Here is a 26,474-nt window from a genome sequence, read left to right on the forward strand (position 1 = left end):
CCAAACCATGACGATACTTGGCGTATTGATCCATAAAGGCATTGGCAGCAGCGTAATCAGCTTGCCCCGCATTACCAAAGCATCCCACGCCAGAGGAGAAGAGAATAAAGAAGTCAAGTGCCATATCCTTGCTTGCCTCATCGAGATGCATCAGTCCAGTAACTTTTGGCGCCAGCACTTGTTCCAGTTCATCCGCTGTTTTTCTCATGATAAAACTGTCGCGAATGACTCCCGCACTATGAATAATGCCTGTGAGACTGCCAAACTCTTGCTTGATGGCTTGGAATAAGTCTTCTACCGCCTGCTTTTGTGTGATATCAGCCCGACGATATTGAATATTGGCTCCCAGTGTCTTCCATTCATTGCATAAGGCTGTCTTTTCTTCATCCAAAGAAGAACGACCCGTGATAATTACGGTCGCTCCCTTCGTTTGCTGGGTGATTTCCTTGGCAAAAATCAAGCCTAATCCGCCCGCACCGCCCGTAATCAGATAAACCCCATCATCTTTCCAGACATGCTCCGCTTGCCCAGAAGCTTTCATTTCTGTCCAGCCGCTCACCCATCGCTTGCCATCCTGATAACGAATGTGCTTACTTTTCTCATCGTTGCTGTTTTGTTGGAGCTTATGGACCAGTTCTGCTGGTTTGTCCTCTGCTTGCACTTCAATGAGCTGTCCAATCAGCTTGGGATTCTCCAAGTGCGCCGTTTTCAGCAAACCAGAGAGGGCGGAGAAGCATTGCTGATCCTCTTTGGCAGGCACAACAAGCTGAATCAGGACTTTTCCCTTTGGTTTACTGGCAAGGATTCGCTGGATTTCCGTGAATACGTGGACGGTGTAGGTTTGGAACCGTTCTGCGATACTTTCCTGCTGTGATTGTGGTTGTAAGACCAGGCAACGCACTCCGTTCATTTCGGATTCGATACGCTGTTGGAATTCCTCTGCCCATTCACAAAGGATCACAAGATGCTCTGCAAAAGCAGGTGAACCAGCTTTTTGACTGATCTCCTGTTCGTTCCAGCACGGTTGGAGAAGAAGCGTTTCTGTCTTTGGAGTTGTTGAAGGGATTGGCGAAATCTGGACACTAGCCACTCCCGACTCTTTGAACACATTCTCAGGAACCCCATAGGACTCCTCAGCGAATGGATAGGTTGGAAGGCTGATACGACGCGGCTTTGCATCGTTGTACAGGACCTCCCACTCGATATCCAGACCCTTGCTCCACAGCTCGGCTGCTTTTTCTCCTTTGCCTTCTGCAAACAGCTTGGTAATCAGCTCACGATTCGTCCCATTCTTTTTCAATCGGGAGACTTCATGGCTTGCTTGTTTTACGTTTCCTCTAAAGCTACCCGCTATTTGTTCCTCTCCATGCAAAAAGTCACTCAGCTTTTGAATGAGTTCCGCTGTATTTTTGACAATAAAAATAGCCCTGCTCTCCATTGCTTCTCTTCCTACTTGGAGAGTATAGGCCAAATCTGCTAGATGGACTCGCTCCTGATTCCCTCTAAGAAAATCAACGAGCTGCTGGGCATACGCTTGAACACGATCATCGTTTTTGGCTGATAATGGCACGAAATAAACGCGATGGTTGTTATCATCACTCACGCTGACGCGCTTAGCTTCTGTCTCAACCTTCCATTGTTCAAAAATCGCATGAGCATTCGTCCCGCCAAGACCAAATGAACTTAACGCCGCTCTGTGGGGAACAGGCGCATCCTCCCACTTTTTGAGCGTGTCAACGACATAAAACGGCGATTGATCCAAATTGATATTCGGATTCGGCTTTTCATAGTTTAACGACGGAGGAATTTCATTATGGTATAAGCTCAGCGCTACTTTAATGCAGCCTGCTAACCCTGCGGCTGTATCGAGATGGCCAATATTGGTTTTCACCGAGCCAAGTCCGCAGTACTGTTTATTGGATGTGTATTGGGTATACACTTCATTGAGCGCCGCGAATTCTATCGGATCGCCTAAATAAGTGCCCGTCCCATGCGCTTCGATATAGCTAATCGTTTCAGGATGAACCTTGGTGTCATCTAATACTTGCTGAATCACCTCAGCCTGACCTTTTATACTTGGCGCATAAAAGCCGACTTTATCTGCCCCGTCATTGTTAATGCGAATTCCTCTCATGAGGGCATATATGTGATCGCCGTCCTTGATCGCATCGGAAGCTTTTTTGAGAACAACCACGCCGACTCCTTCTCCACCGATCATGCCGTCTGCCGACGCGTCGAACGTCTTGCAGTGACCATCACTGGAAAAGTTCAATCCAGCTTGATAGACATACCCTGTATAAGTCGTAGGGAAAATAGTTGCGCCGCCTACCAAAGCCACTTTTGATTCTCCCGATTGCAGGCTGCGATAAGCCAGATGCAAGCCAACCAATGAGGAGGAACAATTGGAATGGACGGCAAAGCTCGGCCCCTTTAGCCCCATTTTATGAGAAATCATCGTGGGAATCGTTCCACCTTGCGCCAAAACCCACGAGACATATTCATTGGGATCTTTCATGACATTCGGTGATTCCTTGGTGAAATGCGGCAAGAGCGCTTGATAATAACTATTGCTCGCCGACATAAATACACCCGTCTGCGGTACCTGCTTCGTTGTATACCCTGCATCCTCCAACGCTTTCCATGAATGGGTCAATAACAGTCGAAATTGCGGGTCCATAAATTCTGCGTCTCTGGCTGATAGGTGAAAAAATCCTGGATCGAAATGATCCTTTCCTTCTATGGTGGACTGTACCGGGATAAAGTTCGGGTTCTGTAAGTATTCATCAGGCAGATGTAATTGATCGATCTCCTCATCAGAAAAGAAACGTACACTTTCTACGCCGTTTCGTAAATTCTCCCAGAACTCCCTATGATTTTTCGCTCCCGGGAAGTGGCAGGAGATTCCAATAATCGCGATGCTATCCTCATAGTATTCAGGATAAGTCTCCTCCACCTGTGCAACGCTATGCGCCGTTTCCTGGTTCGGATTGACAAAATCCGTTTGCTCATCTAATTCCTTCTCTTTCTTTGCTGCGATATATTCGCTAATCTCTCGAATATTGACGTACTTAAACAGAGTGGTCACATTTAGATCGCACTGAAACTCTTCTGTCATTTTGGCAACAACCATGGTAGCGAGAATCGAGTCTCCGCCCACATCGAAAAAGCCATCTTCTGTACTGATCCCCTCAACATTCAGGACATCCTGCCAAATTTTCAAAGTCCTTTGTTCAATATCAGATTGCGGGAGACCCTGCTTCTTCGCCTGTGTAACTACCAGCTTTTGACTCAGCAGCTCTGTGCGATCCACTTTTCCATTAGCAGTTAACGGGATTTTATCCATGGAAACAAAAAATGCCGGAAGCATATACTCTGGCAAATTCCTTCTCAAATACTCCCGTAATTTTGAGGGCTCAAGCTGTTCATGGTTGGCACCTGCTTTCGGAACATAATAAGCAACCAACCGTTTGTGATCGCCCTCTTCTTTCACCAACACGACAACGCTTTGGATCTGTGGATGAGCCATTAATTGGCTCTCGATCTCACCCAATTCAATTCGAAAGCCTCTAATTTTTACTTGATGATCGATTCGGCCTAAATACTCAATCGTTCCATCAGGGAGCCAACGTGTTAAATCACCTGTTTTGTACAACTTGGTTCCCGGTGTAAACGGGTTATCTACAAACTTCTCTGCGGTCAGCTCTGGGCGATTCAAATACCCGCGAGCCAAACCTTTTCCTGCAATACAAAGCTCTCCTGATACACCGACCGGCACGGGATTCATATGGCGATCTACGATGTAGAGTTGCGTATTTGCGACAGGTCTACCAATCGGTGTATTGCTGCTGACCAGTTCATTTTCAGAGCAGGAGAACCATGCCGCATAAATAGAGGCTTCCGTTGGTCCGTAAATATTTTCGATCTTCGCCTTTTGAAAAGTGGCAACCGTCCTTTTCACCAGCTCTTTTGGAAAGGCTTCGCCTGCAACCATCACATATTTTAGCGGACAATGCTGCAGGAATGGCTGATTCGCTGCAACACCGTTGACGAAGACATTCAGCATCGCTGGAACAAAATTGACATGAGTCACCCGATGCTTCACGATCGATTCCGCTAACATCTCTGGAGACTTCTCCCCATGTGGCGGGAGAATGACCAGATGCCCTCTACCGATGAACCAACCAAACAGCTCGGACAACGAAACATCAAACACATAGTTGGTTTTCAGCAGATAAACATCGTTCTCCATAACCGGATAACGGGATTCAAGGAAAAAGAGGGTGTTGATGATACTTTCATGACTCACCATGACCCCTTTGGGTTTCCCTGTGCTTCCAGATGTATAAATCACATAAGCAAGATTGGTTGGGTTTACTACCCGGTTAAGCGTTTTTTGTCGCTGGGCTGTCTGCTCAACTTCTTCCCAATCTCTGTCTAACACGATGCATTTCGTATTTTCTCCTGCGGCTGAAGATAACTGTTTCAAAAGGCGAGCCTGGGTAAGCAACAAAATGCTCTTGCTGTCTTCCAGCATGTATGCCAACCGCTCTGTGGAATAGGTTGGGTCCAATGGAACATAAGCTGCGCCAGCTTTCAGAATGCCTAAAATGCCGATGACCATTTCCAAAGAACGTTCGACACAAATTCCTACTGTTGCTTCAGGACCTGCGCCCTCGGCCTGCAAATAGATCGCCAGCTTGGTCACCCGCTCATCCAGTTCACGGTAGGTCAAAGACTGGTTCTCATAAACAACAGCCACGGCATTTGGCGTTTGTTGAACTCGCTTCTCGAACAAATCATGGATGCATAAAGCCTGTGGGAATGCCGCGTCAGTCTCATTCCACTCAACGAGCAGCATGTGTCGTTCTTCAGCAGAGATAAGTAATATCTCATCCAAAGCGATGTCAGGATTTTTGATGACTTCGTTTGCGATATTCTGATAATGGTCTGCCATCCGTTGAATCGTTGCTTGATCAAATACATGCGGATTGTATTTCAGATTCAACACAAACTCAGCTTCCTGCTCAAACACTTCTAACTCAAATTCATACTCCCCCTCTTGATGAACACCCTCAATCAATTCGATGGCAAGCTTGTTTTGACATTTATCATAAAATCGCTGCAGGTTTTGCGATTGCAGAAAATTTTGGTACGTAAAGATGATATCGAAAACGGGTGAACTTCCATGAAGTCGAGGAATATTTGCCTCGCGAACCATCGCTGGAAAAGGATAGACAGCGTGATCCATCCCGTCAATCAGCGTAAGCTGCAATTCCCGAATGAACTGGGAGAAAGACTTATCCCCCGTTACCTGACTGCGAATGGGGATCATATTGACAAAATAACCGATCAAAGAATCGAATCTCTCTTCTGGACGTCCCATCGTCGGCATGCCGACAATCACATCTGTTTGACCTGTATAGCGATACAATAAGGCTTTAAAAATCCCTAACAAGAGAACAGATGGGTTCATGCGGTAATGCTTGGAGAGCTGCTTCACCTGCTGACTCCATTCTCGTGAAAATACATGCGTAAAAACCTGCCCCTCAAAGCTTGGTGCAGAAGAACGCGGGCGATCGGCAGGGAGCTCCAGCTGCGGAAGTGTCCCTGACAATTGCTCCAGCCAGTAAGCACGATGTTCCCCACCCTCCTCGCTTGTCATCATGTCCTGTTCCCATTTTACGAAGTCAGCGTAGACGGTTGAATTTTGTGTTACTTTCGACTGTTTTCCTTCAACCAGCTCGATATAGGCTTGGACCAAATCTTGTAGGAATAGCAAGGAGGAATGTCCGTCAAAGATTATATGATGGACTGTAATCAGGACATAATGCTCTTCTTCCGAACGCGACAATAGATGAATGCGGAGTAAAGAACCCTTTTCCAAAGAAAAGGGTTCTTTTACTTTTTGCCTGAGATAAGGCAATACTTCCTGAGACGTTAAGCTGGAGATGTCCTCCTGCTCAATGGCTAGCGATTGCTCCAGTCGTTGAAGCAGATACGGAACACCATGCTTTTCCATAATCGAACTCTGTAAAATCGGATGCTGTTTACTTACAAGGTGGCAAGCCTGTTTCAATAAGGCTACGTCCCATTTCTGGCGGATGCAAAAGCATAACGGAACATTATAAGCACTCATTGTAGGAGACATTTTTTGCAACATCCACAATCCTTGCTGCCCGACGGACAGAGGACTTGTAAACGATGGGGTTTCCAGCTCCAGAAGCTTCTCTTGCACTTCCGCAGCAGACAGCTTACCTTCTTTGTAAGCCATGAGGATTTCCCGTCGCATCATATCATCCCTCCTTTGTCGATTAACTGTTCGATCTCTTCCAAGCTTAGCAGGCCATCTTTGAATTTTTGCAGCAGCATATCAACTGCGAGATTCTCCGTCGGTTCACCGCTATCCTGAGACGATGTTTCGAAATCTGTAGTGGAAGCAATCTCTTTATGACTCCACTCTTTTATTTTTATCGCAAGTAGATGAGCCAAGGACTTCATCGTCGGGTTCTCCAGCACTTCCCGCCCTCTGATCTTGATGTTCCAGCGCTGCTCTAAATGACGAATCAGCTTGGTAACCATGATCGAATCCATGCCATAGTCCAGGAAATATTTGTTTGGCTTGATTTGCCCTTCCGAAAGGTGTAATTCCCGCGAGAGAAATTGTGCCATATCCCGCTGGATGTTTTCCTCCGTTGGGCTGTCCGGGTTGATATCAATCGCTAACGTCGCTTTTTCCGTAGGCTGATTGATCATTTCAGTTCCGAGCTGCTGCTGCTCACCCTCGGAAGTGGATAGCCAATAGCGTTCTCTGGCAAAAGGATAGGTAGGCAGAGATAGCATGCGACGCTCTTGTGGATGCAAGGATTCCCAAGGAATTTTACCTCCCTGCGTCCAATGAAGGGCAAGCTTGTCCAGATTATTTTCTGCTAAAAGAACCTGCAACACCGTATCTCCTACCTTGCCTGAAAGAAGATTTCTCACTCCTGCAAGGTCTTCTTCGAGATCCCCTGTATAGATAGGAATCGATGCAGTTGGCTCGCTGCCTTGTTCGACCGCTTCCAAATACGCCTGTAATCCATGAATCAGTTCATCTTGATCCTGAACCACCATAGCCAGCCTGCATTCCATGGCTTCTCGTTTCACTTGGAGCGTATAGGCAAAGTCCGCCAAGGAAAACGCTTGCTGCTGGGCAAAAGCAAGCATCTGCTTGGCAACAGCACGCAATCGGTCAGCATTTTTTGCCGAGAAAACCACGATCTGAGGTGAGGCGGCAGATGAAATGGATTTCATCTCTGTCTGTGGTGGAATATATTCTTCGAGAATCAAATGAGCATTTGACCCTCCTGCTCCAAACGAACTAATTGTCGCCCTGCGCGGAACCTCTCGTTCTTCCCCATTGATTCTCACTACGGGTCGCTCCCACTTTTGTCGATCTTTTTGCAGATAAAAAGGCGTTTCTGCAAAATGGACATGCGGGTTCAACGGCTCCGCTTTTATAGAGGGAACCAACTCCTGATGCTGTAGCTGCAAAATCACCTTGGTCAGCTGGGAAATCCCAGAAGCTGCCTCGGCGTGACCGATATTTGATTTCACCGAACCAATCGCACAAAACTGGACATCGTCCGTCTGCTTTGAAAAAGCATTCGTTAACGCCTTCAACTCAATCGGATCTCCCAGCAGCGAGCCATTTGCGGCGGCTTCCACATAACTGATCGTTCGTGGGTCGATACCCGCTCTAGCAAAATTTTCTTCGATCAATTGGGCTTGTGCGTTGGGATTAGGCACGGAAAACCCATTGGTACGTCCGCCATGATTAGTAGCGACTGATTTGATGACGGCTAAGATGGAATCTCCATCTTCTATCGCTTTGGCTAACGGCTTTAATAGTACAGCGCCTACGCCTTCTGCTGGCAAATATCCGTCTCCATCGCCAAAGCTTCTGCTGTCCGCGTGGCTTCCGATCATTTGTGCCTGACTTAAGCCCAGGTATTTCTTGGGATGGATCGATACATTCACGCCACCCGCGATTGCGAGCGAGCTTTCTCCCTTCATCAAGCTCTCGCAGGCATGATAAATGGCAATGGCAGATGAAGAACACGCTGTATCAATCGCCATGCTTGGACCTTGCAGATTAAAGAAGTAAGAGACCCGGTTGGCAATCGAATGATAGGAAGACAGAGAAATGATCGAACCCTTTTCCATATCCGTATCAAATGCGTGATAGGGCTGATACATTGCACCTACATAGACGCCTACTCGATTCTCATATTGACGTTGTAATACTTCTCGTGTGTGTCCTGCCTCTTCGAGCAGATTCCACACGGTTTCTAGGAAAAGACGTTCTTGAGGGTCCATCACTTCCGCTTCCCGTGGAGAAATATGGAAGAACAGCGGATCAAATTGATCGACACCGTCAATGAAGCCGCCCCATTTGCTGTATGCTTTTCCTGGGCTGTTTTTATCTCCGTCAAAATACAAGCTGTGGTCCCAGCGTTCCTGCGGAATTTCTGTAATGCAATCCTTGCCTTCCCGCAAATTGTTCCAGAACTCCTGTATATGGGAAGCCTTCGGATAGCGACCCGAAACACCAATAATGGCAATGTCGCGTTCAGATGTTGTTTGTTTATTTGCCTGCTCATGCGTAACAAACCGTGAGAAACGACGGCGATGGTCTGTTATGGAGTCAGCTGCAGGCAGTACATGAGAAACATTTTCTACTGCACCTGTCTCTGCGGTTTTCCCAGCCCCCATGATTCCAATAATTTTGTCCCGGTGATGGGCAAAAAGATAGTCTGTCAAATCCTCTATGTTTTGGTATTCATAGAGTAATGTTTTCGACAGCGATCCGAATGCTTTTTCCAATTGGTTGGTCAATTGCATCGCCATAACCGAATCGATTCCGTATTTCTCCAATGAAGCATCCTCATCGATTTTATATGCGGGGAGCTTGATTACAGCAGAAATTTCCTTTTTCAAATACTCCCTTACTTTTGCCCGAAGCACATCTTGTTGCCCAATGGAAACAGGCTGTTCTTTCTCCGTTTTTGCGGAGGTGCTTGCACTCTTTGCTCGTTGGAACTGTCGGATGAACCGATCAGTGTAGGCATCCATCAAGTGTTGCGAGATAGCAAAAAGCGTCGGGTACTCAACCAATACAGAGGGAGTCAGTTCAAGCTCATAGGCTTGATTCAGCTTGTTTGTAAATTCGGTTAGCTTTATCTGGTCAAAGCCGTATTCATTGAGCTCAGCGTGGATTTCTATATCCTCTTTCTCAACCTTGAGCAAATCAGCGACCATTTTCAGCAACGACGCTTGGACCTCGCTTTGCAAGCTGTCCGAATGAGCTGTTGAGATCACGGAGGTTTCCGTTGCTCCCATCAGCCTTTGCTTCATCCGTACACGGTCACCTTCCATGACCATCAACTGATCTTGTCCAGAAGCTAACCCCCGATACAAGCAGTCGATACCCGAAGCCGTCCGCATAGCCACCATGCCCAGGTCGTCCCACAATCTCTTTTCTGTCTCTGCGTCTACCTGCATTCCGCCCTCTTTCCACAGAGGCCAATTGATGGAGAGGGTCTGACCCTGCCGTTCTCCTTGCTGGATCTGTTCGTTGCGGTAAGCGGAGAAGTTATCCATAAAGGCGTTGGCCGTCGCGTAATCTGCTTGGCCCATATTGCCCAAGCTTCCAGCCGCTGAAGAAAAGAGCACAAAGAAATCCAGATTCAGTCCCTTTGTCGCTTCGTCTAAATGAAGGAGTCCCGCAACCTTTGGCGCGAGAACGGCTTGTACCTCTTCTTTCGTTTTCTTCAGGATAAAGCTGTCTCGAGTCACACCCGCCCCGTGAATGATCCCGTGAAGATCGCCAAACTCTGTTTGAATGCTTTGGATCAAATCCTCTACGGCCTGTTTCTGCGATACATCCACTTGGCGATATTCGATTCTTGCCCCGTTGTCCCCCAGCTTGCGCAGCTTTGCTTGCTTCTGTGCAGTCAGCGCAGAGCGTCCCGTCAAAATCAAGGTGATGCCACGGGCTTGCTCCGCCATTTCTTCGGCAAAAATAAGTCCCAAGCCACCTGCTCCGCCCGTGATCAAATATATCCCGTTGTCTTTCCACGGCATGCTTGCTTTATGCTGTGCGGCCGCAGCTTCACTCCATCCCGCAATAAATCTTTTCTCTAACTGATAGCGAATCTGGCAATCTGCAGGGCAAAGGCTGTTTGCTTTCAGCTTCTCCGCCAATCCCGCTGAATCTTCTGTCGAATCGATTTCGATCAATTGTCCGATTACTTTTGGGTTTTCGATCTGTGCCGTTTTCAAAAGACCAGCTAATCCAGCGAACAATCGTTGTTCCGATCGGAGAGGAACCACAATCTGTATCAGCACCTTCCCCTTTGGTTTTGCTTGAAGAAGGGCTTTTATTTCTTCAAACGCCTCAACTGCATACGCTTGGAATCTTTCCGCTATGCCTTGCTGATCGGATTGCAGCACGAGGACTCTTGCACTGTTTATCTGAGATGAAAGGCTTTCTCCAGAAATCTTCCCAGGTTCGCAAAGCATCACCACATGCTGTTCATATTCAGGAGCATTGGCTTCCTTAGGAATGGCTTTTTCGATCCAAGCAGGCTGCAACATCAGCGTACTTGTGATTTTGCCTGCTTCACCTGTACCTTTGCTTTTTGCACCTCCGGCAGCTTTTTCACCTTCGAGCATCCTTGTTGTGAATCCCTTCATACTTACACAAACCTTGCCTTGCTCATCACATAAATCAATGTCGAGCTTCTGTACTTTTTGCGTAACTGCATTGCCGTCACTGTAGCGAACCAACGCCCATACAGCGGTTGTAGAAGCACTGTAAATGTTCAATTGCTCCAAGGCAAAAGGCAGGGATGGCTGAAGGTCGGAAGTGCCCATCATGAAACCAAGCGATGCCTGTAATGCGGCGTCCATTATACTCGGATGGAGGACAAATTTTCCTGCTGTATCCGTAACAGAAGAAGGCAAGGCCAGCTTCGCCAGCACTTGTTCTTTCCCGACAAACAGCTCCTCAATCCCCTGGTGTGATGGACCGTATGCCAGTCCTATCCCTTGAAATGTTTCGTAGCATTGGCTAAAGCTGTAACTACTCTCTGTGCACTGTGCTTGAATGGCAGAAAGGTCGAGCGCTGGCGCCTCCATAGCTGATCGTAGTACTGCTCTTCCCTGGCTATGTACTACTAGATTCTCCTCGGCTTCTCTTGGCTGGCTGTAGATTTCAAAAGCGATTTCACCATTCTCTTCCGGGTATAGTCCCGTGTGTACTTGGATCGGCGCATCTTCCACTATTACTGGTTTCGCCCACACGATATTTTTCAATTGAATCGCCGACTGGTTATCAGATCGGACACCTGTTGCCAAATCCACAGCCACTCGTGCCATCTCCAGATAAGCTACCCCTGGCAATACCTTTTGCCCCTTCACGACATGATCTCTAAGGAAAAACTCCTGCCCTGTAAACGTCGAGCTGTGCCGTTGTTCCGAAAGTGTAGATGTATTTTCATGCAGCATGGGATGAAGGGTACCCAGTGCTCCTGCCCCGATATAACCAATGGCTTGTGACTTCACCTTTGGCAGCCAATAGCGCTCTCTTGCAAAAGGATAAGCAGGTAGGCTGATTCGACGAGGCTTCGTATCCCCGTAGAGCTTGTTCCAGTCAAAAATCAGTCCCTGTACCCACATCTGCAAAATCTTTGCATATTTCCCTTTAGTGATCCATGTATCGATTGCCTGTTGTAAATCCTCATCTGCGGCAAAAACATCCATCGTTTCTTTATTCCGCTTTACCTGACCCGTGAACAGGTCTTGTCTGTCATCCTCGTCTTCCAAATAAAACGTTAGCTTCGCTTCAAGCTCGGAGATCGACTTGACGATCACAGCGAGCCGCTCTTCCATCGCTTCACGTCCTACTTGGAGCGTGTAGGCAATCTCTGCTAGATCAGCGTCCGTCAGCATTTGCTCCCGAATAGCAGACAACAACCGTTGCACCTGCTCCCGAAGACGGTCTTTATTTTTCGCTGACAATACGATGACTGCTGGATTTTTTGCCGAGATGCTGAATGGTTGGCGTTGTTCCTCTTCCCTGTATTCTTCGATTACGAGATGAGCATTTGCTCCTCCCGCGCCAAAAGAGGATATCCCCGCAATCCTTGGATATTCTCTCGTTACCCCGTTGATTTCAATCACGGGACGCTTCCATTCCGCCAGCTCTTGCTGCACCACAAATGGAGTCTTGCTGAAATCAATGTTTGGGTTAAGTGTGCTGGAATGGAGGGATGGGACTAGCTTCTTGTATTTCATTTGCAGCAATATCTTGGTCAACCCTGCTATCCCTGCCGCACTCTCACCATGCCCGATATTTGACTTGGCCGAACCAATCGCGCAGAACTGATTCTCCTTTGTGTATTCCTGAAAAGTCTTCGTCAATCCGGCAATTTCAATGGGGTCTCCCAATGAAGTCCCAGTACCGTGTGCCTCTATATAGCTGACTGTTCTCGGATGAATGCCTGCTTCTTCAAAAGCTCGGCGAATCACCCTTGATTGAGAATGAGGATTGGGAACCGTATAGCCGTTTGTTTTTCCACCATGATTAATGGCGCTTCCTTTTATCACGCCATAGATGTGGTCTCCATCGGCGATTGCTTTTGCCAGTGGTTTGAGCAATACGGCTCCGACTCCTTCGCCAGGTACATATCCGTCGCCACCTTCTCCAAAGCTTTCGCATCGTCCTTTGCTGGAGGCGAACTTGCCCTGCGACAAATACAGATATTTGTTTGGATGAATAGAAACATTCACACCACCTGCGATCGCAACCTCACATTCGCCGCGCTGTAAACTGTGACAAGCTAAATGAATCCCCGTCAACGAAGACGAACACATCGTATCGACCGCCATGCTCGGACCGTGGAAATTGCAAAAATAGGAGACGCGGTTCGCGATGGAAGCCGGACTTCCCGCAATCGTAAGCGCTCTGCCCAACGCCTGTTCAGCGGACGCATAGAGCTGGTATTCCTCGTACATAACGCCTACGTAAACACCTACATTCCCCCCCAAGCCTTCGAGCTTGCCCAGCGTTTCGCGCGTATACCCTGCATCCTCTATCGTTTCATAGACACACTGTAAAAATAACCGCTCCTGTGGGTCCATCAGCTCTGCTTCCCGTGGGGAAATATGGAAGAACAGCGGATCAAACTGATCGACACCATCTATGAAGCCGCCCCATTTGGAATACGATTTACCGATCTTGTCCTTCGTCTCATCAAAGTAGAGACTGTGATCCCAACGGTCTTTTGGGATTTCGGTAATACAATCCTTGCCGTCGCGCAGATTTTTCCAAAAATCATGTATATTCGACGCTTGCGGATAGCGTCCAGAAACACCAATAATGGCAATGTCCAACGCTCCATTTTGTCGTTGGGTTTCCATACGAAGGGACGCAAACCGTTGAGACTTGCGCTTTTTGTTCCTACGCCCTGGCTGCTGTACTGTCCTCTCATCCGCAATCGTTGCTTCTGGCTCTTGCGCGAGCGTGAGAGGGGCTTCCGCATTTTCCCCCATCCCCAGTGTGCGCATCAGGCTTTCACGATGGTTTTCAAGGAAGTACCCTGTTAACTCTTTTATCGTTTGGTATTCAAAAAATAGCGTTTTGGGTAACGAACCAAATTGCTTTTCCAACTCCTTGGTCATCTGCATAGCCACAATGGAGTCGACACCGTATTTTTCCAACGAGGCGTCTGCTTCCATTTTAGCAACTGGCAATTTGATGACGGAGGAAAGCAGCTTTTTAAAATAATGGGTTGCCTGTTCCATCAGTGAGGTGGAATCTACGGCCTTCTCCTCTGCAAAAGAAACGGAAGCTTTTGGCGCTTCTCCTTCTGATTTAACAGATTCATTTGCGATCTTGCGCGTAGAAAAGCCCTTCATCCGCACCCGGACATTCCCGTTCTCGTCGCACAAGTCGATATCAAACTTCTCCACTTTATCTCCAGCTTTACTGCCCTCCCTGTAGCGAATGAGTGCCCACATGGAAGCGGAGCAAGCACCGACGATCTCCAATTCCTCAAGAGCAAAGGGAAGTATGAGCGAAAAATCACTGGTTGCCATCATCAAGCCAAGCGACGCCTGTAGAGCTGCGTCGATCAAACTCGGATGCAGACCAAATTGTCCTTGAGTTTTCGCAACGGAAGAAGGCAGAGACAGCTTCGCCAACACCTGCCCCTGACCGATCAAAATTTGCTCGATCCCACGATGTGCAAGCCCATAGTCGACTCCCATCTTTTTGAAAACCTCATAGCATTGTTCCGCGCTGAGTATGTTTAGGTTGCACTGTTCCCGCAGTGCGTTGAGATCGAATGGAGGAATATCTGGAACGGGGCACAACACGGCACTCCCTTGACTGTGTACAGTCTCTACCGTTTGATTTTGATCTTCCTTGCTCTCACTGTAAATTTCAAAAACAATTTCACCATTCGCCTCAGGATAGAGTTCGATATGAGCCTGAACAGGCTCTGAACCAACAGCCAAAGGTTGCGTCCAGACCACATTTTTAAAACGAAGTCCTTCCTGTTTTTGCTCTGAATCAAGACCTCCCGCCGCCACCTGTATGGCTGCTCGTGCCATCTCCAGATAAGCCGCACTTGGCAAGATACGTTGACCCTTGATGACATGGTCACTCAGGAAAAACTCCTGTCCCGTAAACGTGGAACTAAACCGCTGCTCCATGAAATCCGATGTATTCTGGTGCAAGAAAGGATGAATCGCCCCCACCCCTGCGCTGCTGTTACCAGGAGACTTGGCTTCGATCCAATAAGATTCCTTGGCAAAAGGATACGTCGGCAAACTGATACGTCTCGGTTGCTCTTCCTGATAAAGCTTGTTCCAATCGATCGATAAGCCCTTCACCCACAGGTCGAGAAGCTTGCTGTATTTACCGCGTTCCATCCATCTCGCAATCGTTTCTTCCAATTCATCATCGGACGTCAAAATATCCAGCATTTCCTGATTTCGGTTTATCTGACCACGGTACAAATCACCAATATGCTCTTGCCCATCTACATAGGCTGTTAGTTTTTGTTGCAACTCCTTCACAGAACCTGCGATGACAGCAATACGCTCTTCCATAGCTACACGTCCTACCTGAAGCGTGTACGCCATGTCGGCTAAGTCCGCATCGGTTAATCCGTGTTTCTGGATAAAAGCTAACAACTGCTGTGCTTTTTCATACAGCCTTTCCGCATTCTTTGCTGACAAAACAAAAATAGCCGGGTTCTGGGGTGTGATTTTCAAGCTGGATCGCTGTTGCTCTTCCGGAATATATTCTTCAATAATCACATGGGCATTGCTTCCTCCTGCACCAAACGAGGAAATCCCTGCAATTCGCGGGTATTCATTGGTTGTGCCATTAATCTCAACAATCGGTCGTTTCCATTCCGCCAACTCTTGCTGAACCACAAACGGAGTCTTGCTGAAATCAATATTCGGATTGAGCGTGCTGGAATGCAAGGATGGCACTAATTGCCCGTGCTTTAGCTGCAACAATATTTTCGTTACGCCAGCAATCCCTGCCGCACTCTCACAATGTCCGATATTCGATTTCGCCGATCCCAATGTGCAGAACTGCTTGTCCTGGGTGTCTTTTTCAAAGGCGCGAGTAAGTCCAGCAACCTCGATCGGGTCACCCAGCTCCGTTCCTGTTCCGTGTGCTTCCAGATAACTGACCGTTCTTGCATGTACCTTGGCACGTTGCAAGGCATCTGCCACTAACTGCGCCTGCGCCTGCGGATTCGGGACGGTATAGCCATTCGTTTTCCCACCGGCATTCATCATGCTTCCTTTGATGACTCCGTAAATATGGTCGCCATCGGCAATCGCCTTATCCAAAGGCTTCAAGACGATTGCGCCCACACCCTCTCCATCCACAAAGCCGTCCGCCTGATCGCCGAAGGACTTGCATTGATTCGAAGGAGAGAGCATCGTCAAGGCTGACAATTTCATATAGTGGACAGGATCGACAATGAGATTGACTCCCCCTGCGATTGCACACTCGCTTGTTCCGCTATACAAGCTTTCCAAGGCGAAATGAATCGCTGTAAGAGAAGCGGAGCAAGCGGTATCGACCGCCACACTTGGACCTTGGAAGTTTAATAGATAAGAGAGACGATTCGCGATCGACCAATAAGTGGCTCCCGTCGGATAATTGCCATTCATCACGCCGACAAAAACGCCTACTTTTCTGCTTTCACACAGAGTTGCAGGCGTATATCCAGCGTCTTCAATACTCGCATAGGCTTCTTGTAAAAATAACCGTTCTTGCGGGTCCATCTCCTCGGCTTCTTTGGGAGAGATTTGAAAAAATAAGGGATCGAATTTATCCATATCCTCGATAAATCCGCCCCATTTTGTATACATCGAATCCTGTTTGCCTTTTTCTTCGTCAAAATAGCTCTTCCAATCCCAGCGATCCTTAGGAATTTCAGAAATGCAGTTTTTCCCCTCTTTTAAACGATTCCAGAATTCATCCACATTTTTCGCCTGGGGATAACGCCCGGAAAGTCCGATGATCGCCACATCCCGCACTACAGATGAATGCGTAATGGATTCCTTGCCCGCTTGTTCGCGAACGGATAAAAAGCGTCTCGTTTTTCTCACAGGAAGATTGGTGTACGCAGTTGAAGCAGAGTCGGTCATACCCTCATTCTCTAGCTCGTTCGGGTAAGCTTCGTCAATTGCTTCTTGTGCTTCTACTCCTGTTACCTTGAGCAACGCTTCTTTTTGCGTCTCTATGAGATACTCTACCAAGGCATCAATCGTCTGATACTCGAAAAATATCGTACTGCTCATATTCGCAAAATCTTTACGAAGCGAATTGGTCAATTGCACAACCAGAATCGAATCAATTCCATATTGCTCTAATGGTGCCGATGATTTTATCTGTTGGGTTGGAATTCTGAGCGTTTCGCTAATTAACTTTTTGATATAAGCTGTGCTTTTTTCGCGAAGCCATTCCTCCGTGACTCCACCTGACTTTTTCGCTGGTGTTGTGCGTACTGGCACTTGTTTTTTGAGTGGCTTCGCCTTCAAATTTGAGGCTTGCTTTTTTGCAGGCGAATACGCAACTGTTCCCGCCGACTGCCTCGGTTGGCTACTGCGACGAATCACCCCATCGCTTTCTGCCACAATAATCTGCTGGCATAAATCCAGATGCTCTTCTGCTGGCAAGAAAACAGATCGATACCCTGCCTTTTTCAACACCTTTTGCCATGTTTCCACTGTTAACAGAGGGCAGCCGGGAATACGCCATTCTGGATCATCATAGCGCCACCAGCCATCCAGCAAACCAAACGTCAAGTGAGCAAACAAGGTATTGCTCGTTAACTCATTCAGAATCAGCAAGCCATTTTTCTGTAACGTTGTTTTGGCGTGTAGCAAGGTTTGACCAATATTTTTCGTCGCATGCAATACGTTTGTGGCAATCACCAGATCATAGGAGTCCGCAGCGATCCCCTGTTCCTCAACAGGCTTTTCCACGTTAAAAATCCGATATGTGAGATATGGATTTTCGGCTCCATATTCTTTTTCGGCGTGAAGTAAAAAGGCTTGCGAAATATCGGTATAACAATATTCCTCGATATGTTTCTGAAAGGGTTTTAGCCTTGGCAGTACGATCGCACTGGTTCCACCTGTACCTGCCCCGATTTCCAAAATTCGAATCCGGGCGGAAGCATCTTGCTCCAAACGCTGCTTCACATAGGTAACAATCGTATTGGCGAGAACTTCGTTAAAGTAGTCCGCCACTTCATTGTGTTTATAGATCCCTTCCACCAGTTCCATCGAGGAATTCGGGAACATGATCTCTGTAGCTGGAATCTTTCCTAACAAAATCTCTGGCAGTACGCGCATGGTCGCCTCTACGAGAATCACCTGAGCTTTACTATTCGGATCGTTGAGCCATGCTGTTTTTTCTTGTTCCCATTTTTTCCATGCTGAATCGAGATGAATAGGGGTGGTATCGTTTGCGAGGAGTGACTCTCCATCGTACGCAAGATACTTATGTTGCACGAGAACGGCTATACTTTCTTCCAGCCATTTGCCGTACCTGTCATGCAATTTGGCTTTGCATTCTGCTATTGTCTGGTTTTTTACCGTGAACAGCCCGATTGACTGTAATTGACCATAGAGTAGTTCACTGAGAAGCTTATCCATTGTATTCATTTATAAGCCTCCATTTCAGATTGTCTGCGTTGAGACGAAAACTCCAGTTTGGGCATATCATTCTTTACACGTTCGATGTGGGATACCAGTTTTTCTGGATAGATGTAAATGGATTTATCCGGATTTATCGTAAGCATGGCCTGTGATTTCGTGATTTTCACCAACGCGACTTGATTCATCGGTCCAGCAAGCAGGCTTTCCAAAGCCGTCATTGCTTCACGAGGTTCAATAGAGCCTAGTCCTGCCTGTGCCATCCTCTCCTGATAATCTTTGGTGGCAACAATGCCTACGTTCGCCCAGTATCCCCAATTCATCACCTTCACTGCACTGAGGCTATGCAACGAAAGCTGGTGCGCGAATATATCTTTAAACGTACAACCTGACGCATAATTGCTTTGTCCAGGCGACTTGGTAAATGAATTGATCGATGAGAAGAACATCACAAAATCCAACGGCTCCCGATCAAATACTTGAGCAATCCGCACGCTAACATCTACCTTGGCCGAAAGTCCGGCACGGAAGCGCTCTTCGTCCATATTCGCGAGACTTTTATCTAGCAGGACAATTGCGGAGTGAATGACTCCGTTCACTTGTTTGTATCGCTTTTTGATCTCTTCATAAGCAAAATACAAGGACTTGCGATTCGTGGCGTCCGCCGCAATATAGACAGGAGCAGGTCCGAGCTTGGCAAGTCGATCCACTTTGGCTTGGATCTCTGCATTCTTTTCTCGGCGTCCTATCCAGATGATTTGCGCTTGATACGTGCTGATCATGTATTCGCTCCAGACTTCTCCAATACCGCCAGCACCTCCAATCACAACATAGACACCACCCTGCCTGTAAGAGGCCTGTTCCCATTGCGGTTGACGTAGTGGAATCAATTCCTGACGATACCATTTCCCTCCGCGATAAACCGTTGCATTCCCCTCGGCATCTGGCGGAAGTGTGAAAACCTCCTCCATTGGCCAAGCACGATCCGCTTCCAGATCAACAAGTCGAATACGCCAGTTGGTGTATTCTTTTGCCATCGAACCGACTAATCCGTAAAGACTGGCATGAATAGGGTTGACCACATCGTTTTGATGAATCGGTTGCGTCTGGAAGGTTACGAGACTCCATCCTAGCTCCTTGGTATCGTAGCCCAGCTTGAGCAGCGCTTTCAGCAAGCGAAACACATGAAATACACCGCGCTCCTGCTCGATGATCAGGGCCTCTTCTGCCAGGTACTCCAAATCAATCCATGGAGCAATCCAGATGATATGATCAATCGAACCAACCTGCTCCAGCTTTATCGCTAATTCATCTATACTTTCCGCGGGCGTAATCTCCATAACAGCTGCCTGAGGATAGCGTTGTTGAACAAGGCTTCGGTTCTCGTCATCCGCACAAACAATCAGAATACGATCAGTTGCAAGTGGCGTTTCCGAACCACGGTTCACTACAACCTCTTCCCAAACAGGGCTGAGCAGCATAGTTCCAATCAGCGATTCGCTGGAGGTTTCAACCGGCACCTTTATTGCTGTAGGATCGGTTTGGATCTCTCTTTCCAGTACCCGGGATGTGAATCCCTTCATCCGTACACAAATCGCTCCACTGTCGTCACATAGGTCTATATCATATTTTTCTACCTTATCCCCTGCTTGGCTGCCGTCACTGTAGCGCACGTATGCCCACATCTCGGTTGTGCACGGGCTGATGATTTCAATCTCCTCCAGGGCAAAAGGCATCACTGGCTTGCGTTTTGCCATACTGTCGGACGACATCACGTGGCGGGAAGAGAGCGTCAACTCTACAGACGCCTGCAAAGCTGAATCCATCAAACTTGGATGCAAAACAAACTGCTCCTCTGACCCGGTGACCGATAACGGTAAAACCAGCTTTGCCAAGACTTGTCCACGCCCGACATATACCTTGTCTATTCCTTTATGTCCGCGTCCATAATCAATTTGAATCGCTCTGAAGAACTCATAGAATTCCTCGGATGAAATCACCTGCTCGCCGCACTGCTCTTGCAAAACGGGCAAGTCAAGCATGGGCAACTCCGAGCGCGGAGCAAGCACAGCATTTCCTTGACTGTGTACCACGATCTCGGCATCACTGCCCTCTGCTTCGCTATAAATTTGGTAGGATACCTCACCGTCTTCTTCGAGTACGAGTCCCGTATGTACCCGAACAGGCTGATCGCCTACAACGATTGGACGAGCCCATACGACATTGTGTAGGTTAATCGCCGTGTCCCCATGGATGTTTTCTCCTATTGCGTGCTCCATCGCGCTTCTTGCCATCTCCAGATAGGCAACTCCCGGCAACACCCGCTGCCCTTTGACTACGTGATCTGCCAAGAAAAACTCTTCTCCCGTGAAGGTGGAGCTAAACCGTTGCTCGGAGAAAGTAGAAGTGTTCTGATGTAGCATGGGATGGATCACGGACGCTGTGATGATAGTTGCCGCTCCCCTTGCATTTGCTTTTGCTTCACTCTCCAGTACCCAATGCCGTTCCTTGGCAAAAGGATACGTAGGAAGTGGAATACGAGAATACTGATCGTTCGCAAACAGCTTGTCATAGTCTAATCTATATCCCTGCACAAACAATTCCGCGATCACAGATAGCTGCTCCAAATATTCGCTCGCCTGACTCGCCACATGCAGATTCTCGATGCTTTGATTTCCATAACGTTTCAAGGCGGTTTGTTCACGATGATCTTTTTCATTTAATTCGGAAACAAAAACCTGAGATGCTCTTCCTGTTTCCAACCACTTTTTCAAAAGCTGGACAAGCTCGGCTGTATTTTGAGCAATGCAAGCAAAGCGGTGATGGAAATGCTTTCTTCCTACTAGCAGCGTATAGCTGATATTTCCACAATCCGTCTCCGGTGCTTTTTCACAAAAGGAAAGCAATTGGACAACCTGCTGGCGTAGCTGCTCAAAAGTGCGCGCCGACAGCACAAGCAAATAGCCCGGCCTTTTCGCGTGAATCCGCTCTACTTGAGGCGCCTCTTCGATTACCATATGCGCATTTGTACCGCTGGCTCCAAAGGAACTGATCGCCGCACAACGTTTGACTTGCGGCTCCACCGACCATTCCTTCAGGCTTGTATTGACATAAAACGGGCTGCCATCAAACGTAATGTTTGCGTTCCCTGTTTCAAAATGCAGGGATGGTGCGATTTGTTTGTGTTTCAATGACAAAAGGATTTTGATGACCCCTGCAACGCCTGCTGCGATCTGTGTATGACCAATATTCGTCTTGATCGATCCAATCGCACAAAATCCTTCTTTATCCGTATAGGCCCGAAAAGCGCGAGTGAGCGCTTGATACTCAATCGGATCTCCCAGCTTGGTTCCTGTTCCATGAGCCTCGACCATCGTAATTTGCTCAGGATTGATGTCAAATGTATCGTAGACTTTGCGTTCCAAGCGCTCCTGAGATTTCGCACTCGGCGCAGTAATCCCATTCGTCGTCCCATCCTGATTGATACCCGAGCCTCGAATGACACCGTAAATATGGTCACCGCAAGCCATCGCTTCCGACAGACGTTTCAGTACAACGACACCAGCGCCTTCCCCCGTTGCAAAACCATCAGCCCGCTCATCAAACGTATGGCAGCGTCCCGTCGGTGACAGCATACCTGCGCGCTTGGCAGACAAATAGAATCCCGGCGTTGATTGAATGAAGACACCACCTGCCAATGCCATGTCGACCTCACCTGTCCGCAAGGCTTGACACGCCATATGAATCGCCACCAAGGAGCTGGAGCAAGCGGTATCAATCGTGACGGCAGGTCCCTGCAAGTCCAGGTGATAAGCAACCCGAGCTGGCACAATGGACTCCATATTACCCCAGAAGGCTTGGGCAGGAGGATTCTCTCCCACGAGACGGTCGTAATCACCTTTGGCGCATCCTGCGTAGACGCCGCATTGGATTCCTTGCACCCCTTGACCCGCATAGCCAGCATCCTCCAACGCTTTCCAGGATTCCTCCAAAAAGAAGCGTTGCTGCGGGTCCATATAGTCAGCTTCCAGACCGGATATGTTGAAAAACAGCGGATCAAACAAATCAATATTTTCAACAAGTCCGCCGTATTGATAGCCTTCCGCGTCGTCCAGGCCGTACGCCGATAAATCCCAGCGTCTCACTTTCGTAAGTAAATCCGATCCGTTCACCAAGTGCTCCCATAAGTCGTCAGCGTTGCCAGCGGAGGCAAACGTACCGCTCATCCCAATAATGGCAATGGGTTCAGTGAGGTACGAAGCTTTTTCTGACATGCTCCCTGTTTCCGCTGAAAGCATTGGAGCTGCTTGAATGAATGGCTCGGTCTGAATAGCAGAGACGGACTCTTCCCTCTGCTCGGATAGACTGATCTTCTGCCCTAACGCTCGAGCAATGACCTCATTGTACTCTGACAAAATATAACCTGTAAGTTGATTTACCGTACTGTAATCAAAAAGAATCGTCGTCTCAATTTCAATCACCAACGCTTGATTGATCTCTTGCACCAATCGAACGCCAAGAATCGAATCCAATCCATAATCTCTGAAAGGCTCGTCCACATCGATCGAATCGACCTCGACTTCCAATGCGGTAACCAGCTTTTCAATAATCATATCCTTCACATAATCCGTCACCGTCTGCTCGGTCACCACAGACTCGCTTGGAATGTATTGCGGCGCTGGCTGCGAAGAGACTTTTCCTTCTGGTTTTGCCTGCTGTTCAGTCTCGCGCGCGATAGGCGAAACAGTCGCTCCGACACGAACACCAGGGTGAAGGACGCCATCGCTTTTTCCAATGACGATCTGTTGTCCCAGATCATGCGCTTCCCGAGCTGGAAAAGAGATCGTGTGAAATCCTTCCTTTTCCAGTACCGTTTGCCAACATGCCGGGGTTAAGGCAGGAGAACCAGGAATACGTACATCTGTATCTTCAGACAGCCACCATCCCTCCAAAAGTCCAAAGGTCAGATGAAGGAACAAGGAATTACTGCTAATCTCATTTAAAAGAACCAATCCGTTTTCTCGTAAAACCGCTTTGGTATGGCGCAAGGTTCTGTGAATATCTTTGGTGGCATGCAACACATTCGCCGCAATCACCAGATCGTAATAGCCCTCTCGTACTCCTTGCTCCGCAAAAGGCGCTTCCACATTAAAAATTTGATAGGTCAGATACGGAACATGCGGTCCATATTCCTTTTGTGCGAACATCAAAAATGCTTTGGAGATGTCCGTATAGCAATATTCTTCGATAAACTCCTGATAAGGCTTCAGCTTTTCAAAAACAAAGGTGCTCGTTCCACCCGTCCCCGCACCAATCTCTAGGATGCGAATTTTTGCAGAGGGTTCTTTTTTCACCCGTTCTTCCACATAGGTTGCGACTGTTTCCGCGAGCACTTCATTGTAGTGATCTGCCACCGGGTTATTTTTATAAATATGTTGAACCAATTCCATTGACGAACCCGGAAACATGACATCTGTAGCAAGTCGCTTGCCTGTAACAATGTGCGGGAGAGATTTCATCGTAGCTTCCAGCAATCTTATCCGCACTTCCAGATTGGCATCTTCTCGCCATGCCACCTTACGTCGATCCCATTCCTCCCATACTGCGTCTACCTCGATCAAAGTCGGATCGACCACCAGGCATTGCTCTCCATCATAGCCATCGAGATAGCCGTGACGAGTTAACATCGCTATACTTTCTTCCATCCATTTTTCATAACGCGGAGGGAAGCCTGTTTTTGCCTTGAGGTCGGCGACATTCACACTCTTGGCAGTAAACCACCCGATCGACTGCATTTGCGCCCATAACAGCTTGGCGAGAAGCTTGTCCATCTCCTTCCACAATTCGGGATGGGTATTGGGCAAGCGATCCGGTCGCTCTGTTTTGGGCAGCCAATAGCGTTCCCCTCTAAAAGGATAGGCGGGCAAAGGCACTCGGGTGTATTTGCCGTTGTTATAGAAGGAACTCCAATCCAGTTTGTATCCTTTTACAAATAAATCGGCAAGCGTGGACAGCATTTCTTTCCTTGACTGGTTGGTTAGCGAACGGTTCTCTGCTACTTCAGCCATTAACTTTTCTCCGAACTCTTTCAAGCTCGCATCTAGCCGCACAGAATCCGCTTCATCCTGGACAAAATAATCAGCAGCTGTTCCCGTTTCTTTTACTTCCGTGATTTTTTGCCGTAATTCCTCTGCGTCCTTGGCAATAAACATGCAACGGTGCGAAAAATGACTTCTTCCTGTGAATAAGGTATAGGAAATATCTTGTTCGTGAAAACGTCCCGCTTCTTTTGCTAACCACCGGGACATTTCATCCAGTTTTTGCGTGAGAGCTGACTCGCTCTTCGCTGAAAACGGGAACAAGTAATAAGCTCCTGCTTGATGATTGCTTGATTGCGGCTGTACCGTCGGCGCTTCTTCCAGAATCAGATGACAATTGGTTCCGTTCGATCCTAGAGCGCTCACACCTGCTCTTCGCGGAGTGGCATCACTGGTATTCCATTCCATGAGCTCGGTATTGATGAAAAAGGGACTTCCGCTCAATTTGATATGTTTATTGACTTCTTTGACGCTGATCGTCGGAGCGATCTTTTTATATTTCATCGCCATGACGACTTTAAACAGACTCGCCAGTCCCGATGTCATCGTGGCATGACCGATGTTGGGCTTATGTGACCCAATCGCGCAAAACTGTGCTTTATCCGTAAAAGAACGAAATGCTTCAATTAACGCCTTCACTTCAATAGGGTCACCCAGCTGCGTTCCAGTCCCATGCGTTTCGATATAACTGATCGTCTCCGGATCAACCCCTGCCTTTTCATAGGCATCCACAATCAATTCTTTTTGGGCAAGCATGCTGGGTGCGGTAATCCCGTTTGACTTTCCTGTCTGATTCACCGTTGAGCCTTTGATGATTGCATAAATATGGTCGCCATCTTCCACTGCTTTCGCAACTGGTTTCAGTACGACCGCTCCAACGCCTTCTCCAAACACCATGCCATTTGCAGCATTATCAAAGGTGTTGCATGTTCCATCCGGTGAGACCACCCCCATTTGGGAGGACATCACAAAAAATTCAGGGGAGCTGTGAATCGCCACGCCGCCTGCAAGAGCCATTTCGGTTTCTCCCCTGCGAAGACTGTCGCAAGCCAAATGAATGGCTACCAAAGCAGAGGAACAAGCTGTATCAACAGCAAGACTGGGGCCTTTGAGATTGAAAAAATAGGAGAGTCTTGCCCCTAGCATCGACATTTCATTGCCTAGCATCGTTTGTGAAGAGACACCTTCGGCCAACATGGATTTTTCTTTGTAGTCTGATTGGCGTCCCCCGACAAATACACCTAATTTTCTCCCCGATAACTGTTCAACCGAGTATCCGCTATCTTCAAAAGCTTTATAGGACTCTTGCAGGAACAACCGTTGTTGAGGGTCCATACTTTTTGCTTCATCAGGGGTAATATTGAAAAAGGATGCATCAAATTGATCAATGTCCTTGAGAAGACCGCCGTAATATTGATCTGCTTCCCAGCCACTGCGCGTTATTTCCTCAATACAACTGTCTCCGGACGCAAGATGCTCCCAAAACTCTTCAACCGAATCCGAGCCAGCAAATCTGCCAGCTATACCGATAATCGCGATATCGGAGTGACGAATTTCGTTTGCGAAAACAGTAGGCAGGATTTGGCTCTCGTCTGCTGCCATCTCGGTTGCAAATTGCAGAGAGATATATTCCGCCAGCTCACCCACCTCTGTATAATCAAAAATAGCTTCTACGCCAAGATTGATCCCCAAGTCAGCATTGATTGCTTCTATTAATTCGACCGCTAATACAGAATGGATGCCGAGCTCGATGAAGCTTTTATCGAAATTCAAGGCTTCCACAGGTGTATCCAATAGGTGAGCAATGATTTTACCTATCTTGCTCGCAATCGTTGATGAACCGTTATCGGACTGGGTACGACTTGCTGGCTGATATTTTTCGAAAATATGCGCGGCTAGCAGCTTGGTATTCTCATGATCAAAAACGACCTCAATCCCCAAGTCAATGCCTAGCTTCCTATTCATCATCTCTACCATTTCTACTGACAATACCGAGCTGATACCCAATTCCACAAAACTTTTATCGAAATCCAAGGGATTCGTCGTATCTTTTAACAAGTCGGTCATTACTTCTTTCACTATGGTTTCCACATCATGTAATGAATGAAAAAGTACCTTCATACTCGACTCCCCCCTTTC

At 47.7% G+C, this 26,474-nt stretch carries 3 protein-coding genes (1 of these 3 cut by a window edge); all 3 read right to left on the reverse strand.

All coding sequences use genetic code 11. The features are described from left to right. Tightly spaced (each overlapping or abutting the next), the 3 genes in view from KB186_RS12965 to KB186_RS12975 form a layout consistent with a single transcriptional unit that may run on beyond the window. Nucleotides 1-6,292 carry the beginning of a non-ribosomal peptide synthetase gene (locus tag KB186_RS12965; RefSeq protein ID WP_232773763.1) on the reverse strand. The gene continues 15,209 nt to the left of window position 1, outside the view, so the window shows 6,292 of its 21,501 coding nt (coding positions 1-6,292); it begins with the start codon at nucleotides 6,290-6,292; its stop codon lies beyond the left edge, outside the window. Further along, nucleotides 6,289-18,246, reverse strand: a complete 11,958-nt coding sequence (locus KB186_RS12970) for an SDR family NAD(P)-dependent oxidoreductase (protein ID WP_232773764.1) — start codon at nucleotides 18,244-18,246, stop codon at nucleotides 6,289-6,291. Before KB186_RS12970 ends, KB186_RS12965 begins: the two co-directional genes overlap by 4 nt. Continuing rightward, nucleotides 18,243-26,456 (reverse strand): SDR family NAD(P)-dependent oxidoreductase, encoded by an 8,214-nt coding sequence (locus KB186_RS12975; protein WP_232773765.1) that lies wholly within the window; start codon nucleotides 26,454-26,456, stop codon nucleotides 18,243-18,245. The genes KB186_RS12970 and KB186_RS12975 overlap by 4 nt, the downstream gene beginning before the upstream one ends. Nucleotides 26,457-26,474: the final 18 nt, after the last annotated feature.

Origin of the sequence: Brevibacillus sp. AF8 (genome assembly GCF_021270385.1) — a bacterium.
Taxonomy (GTDB): Bacteria; Bacillota; Bacilli; order Brevibacillales; family Brevibacillaceae; genus Brevibacillus.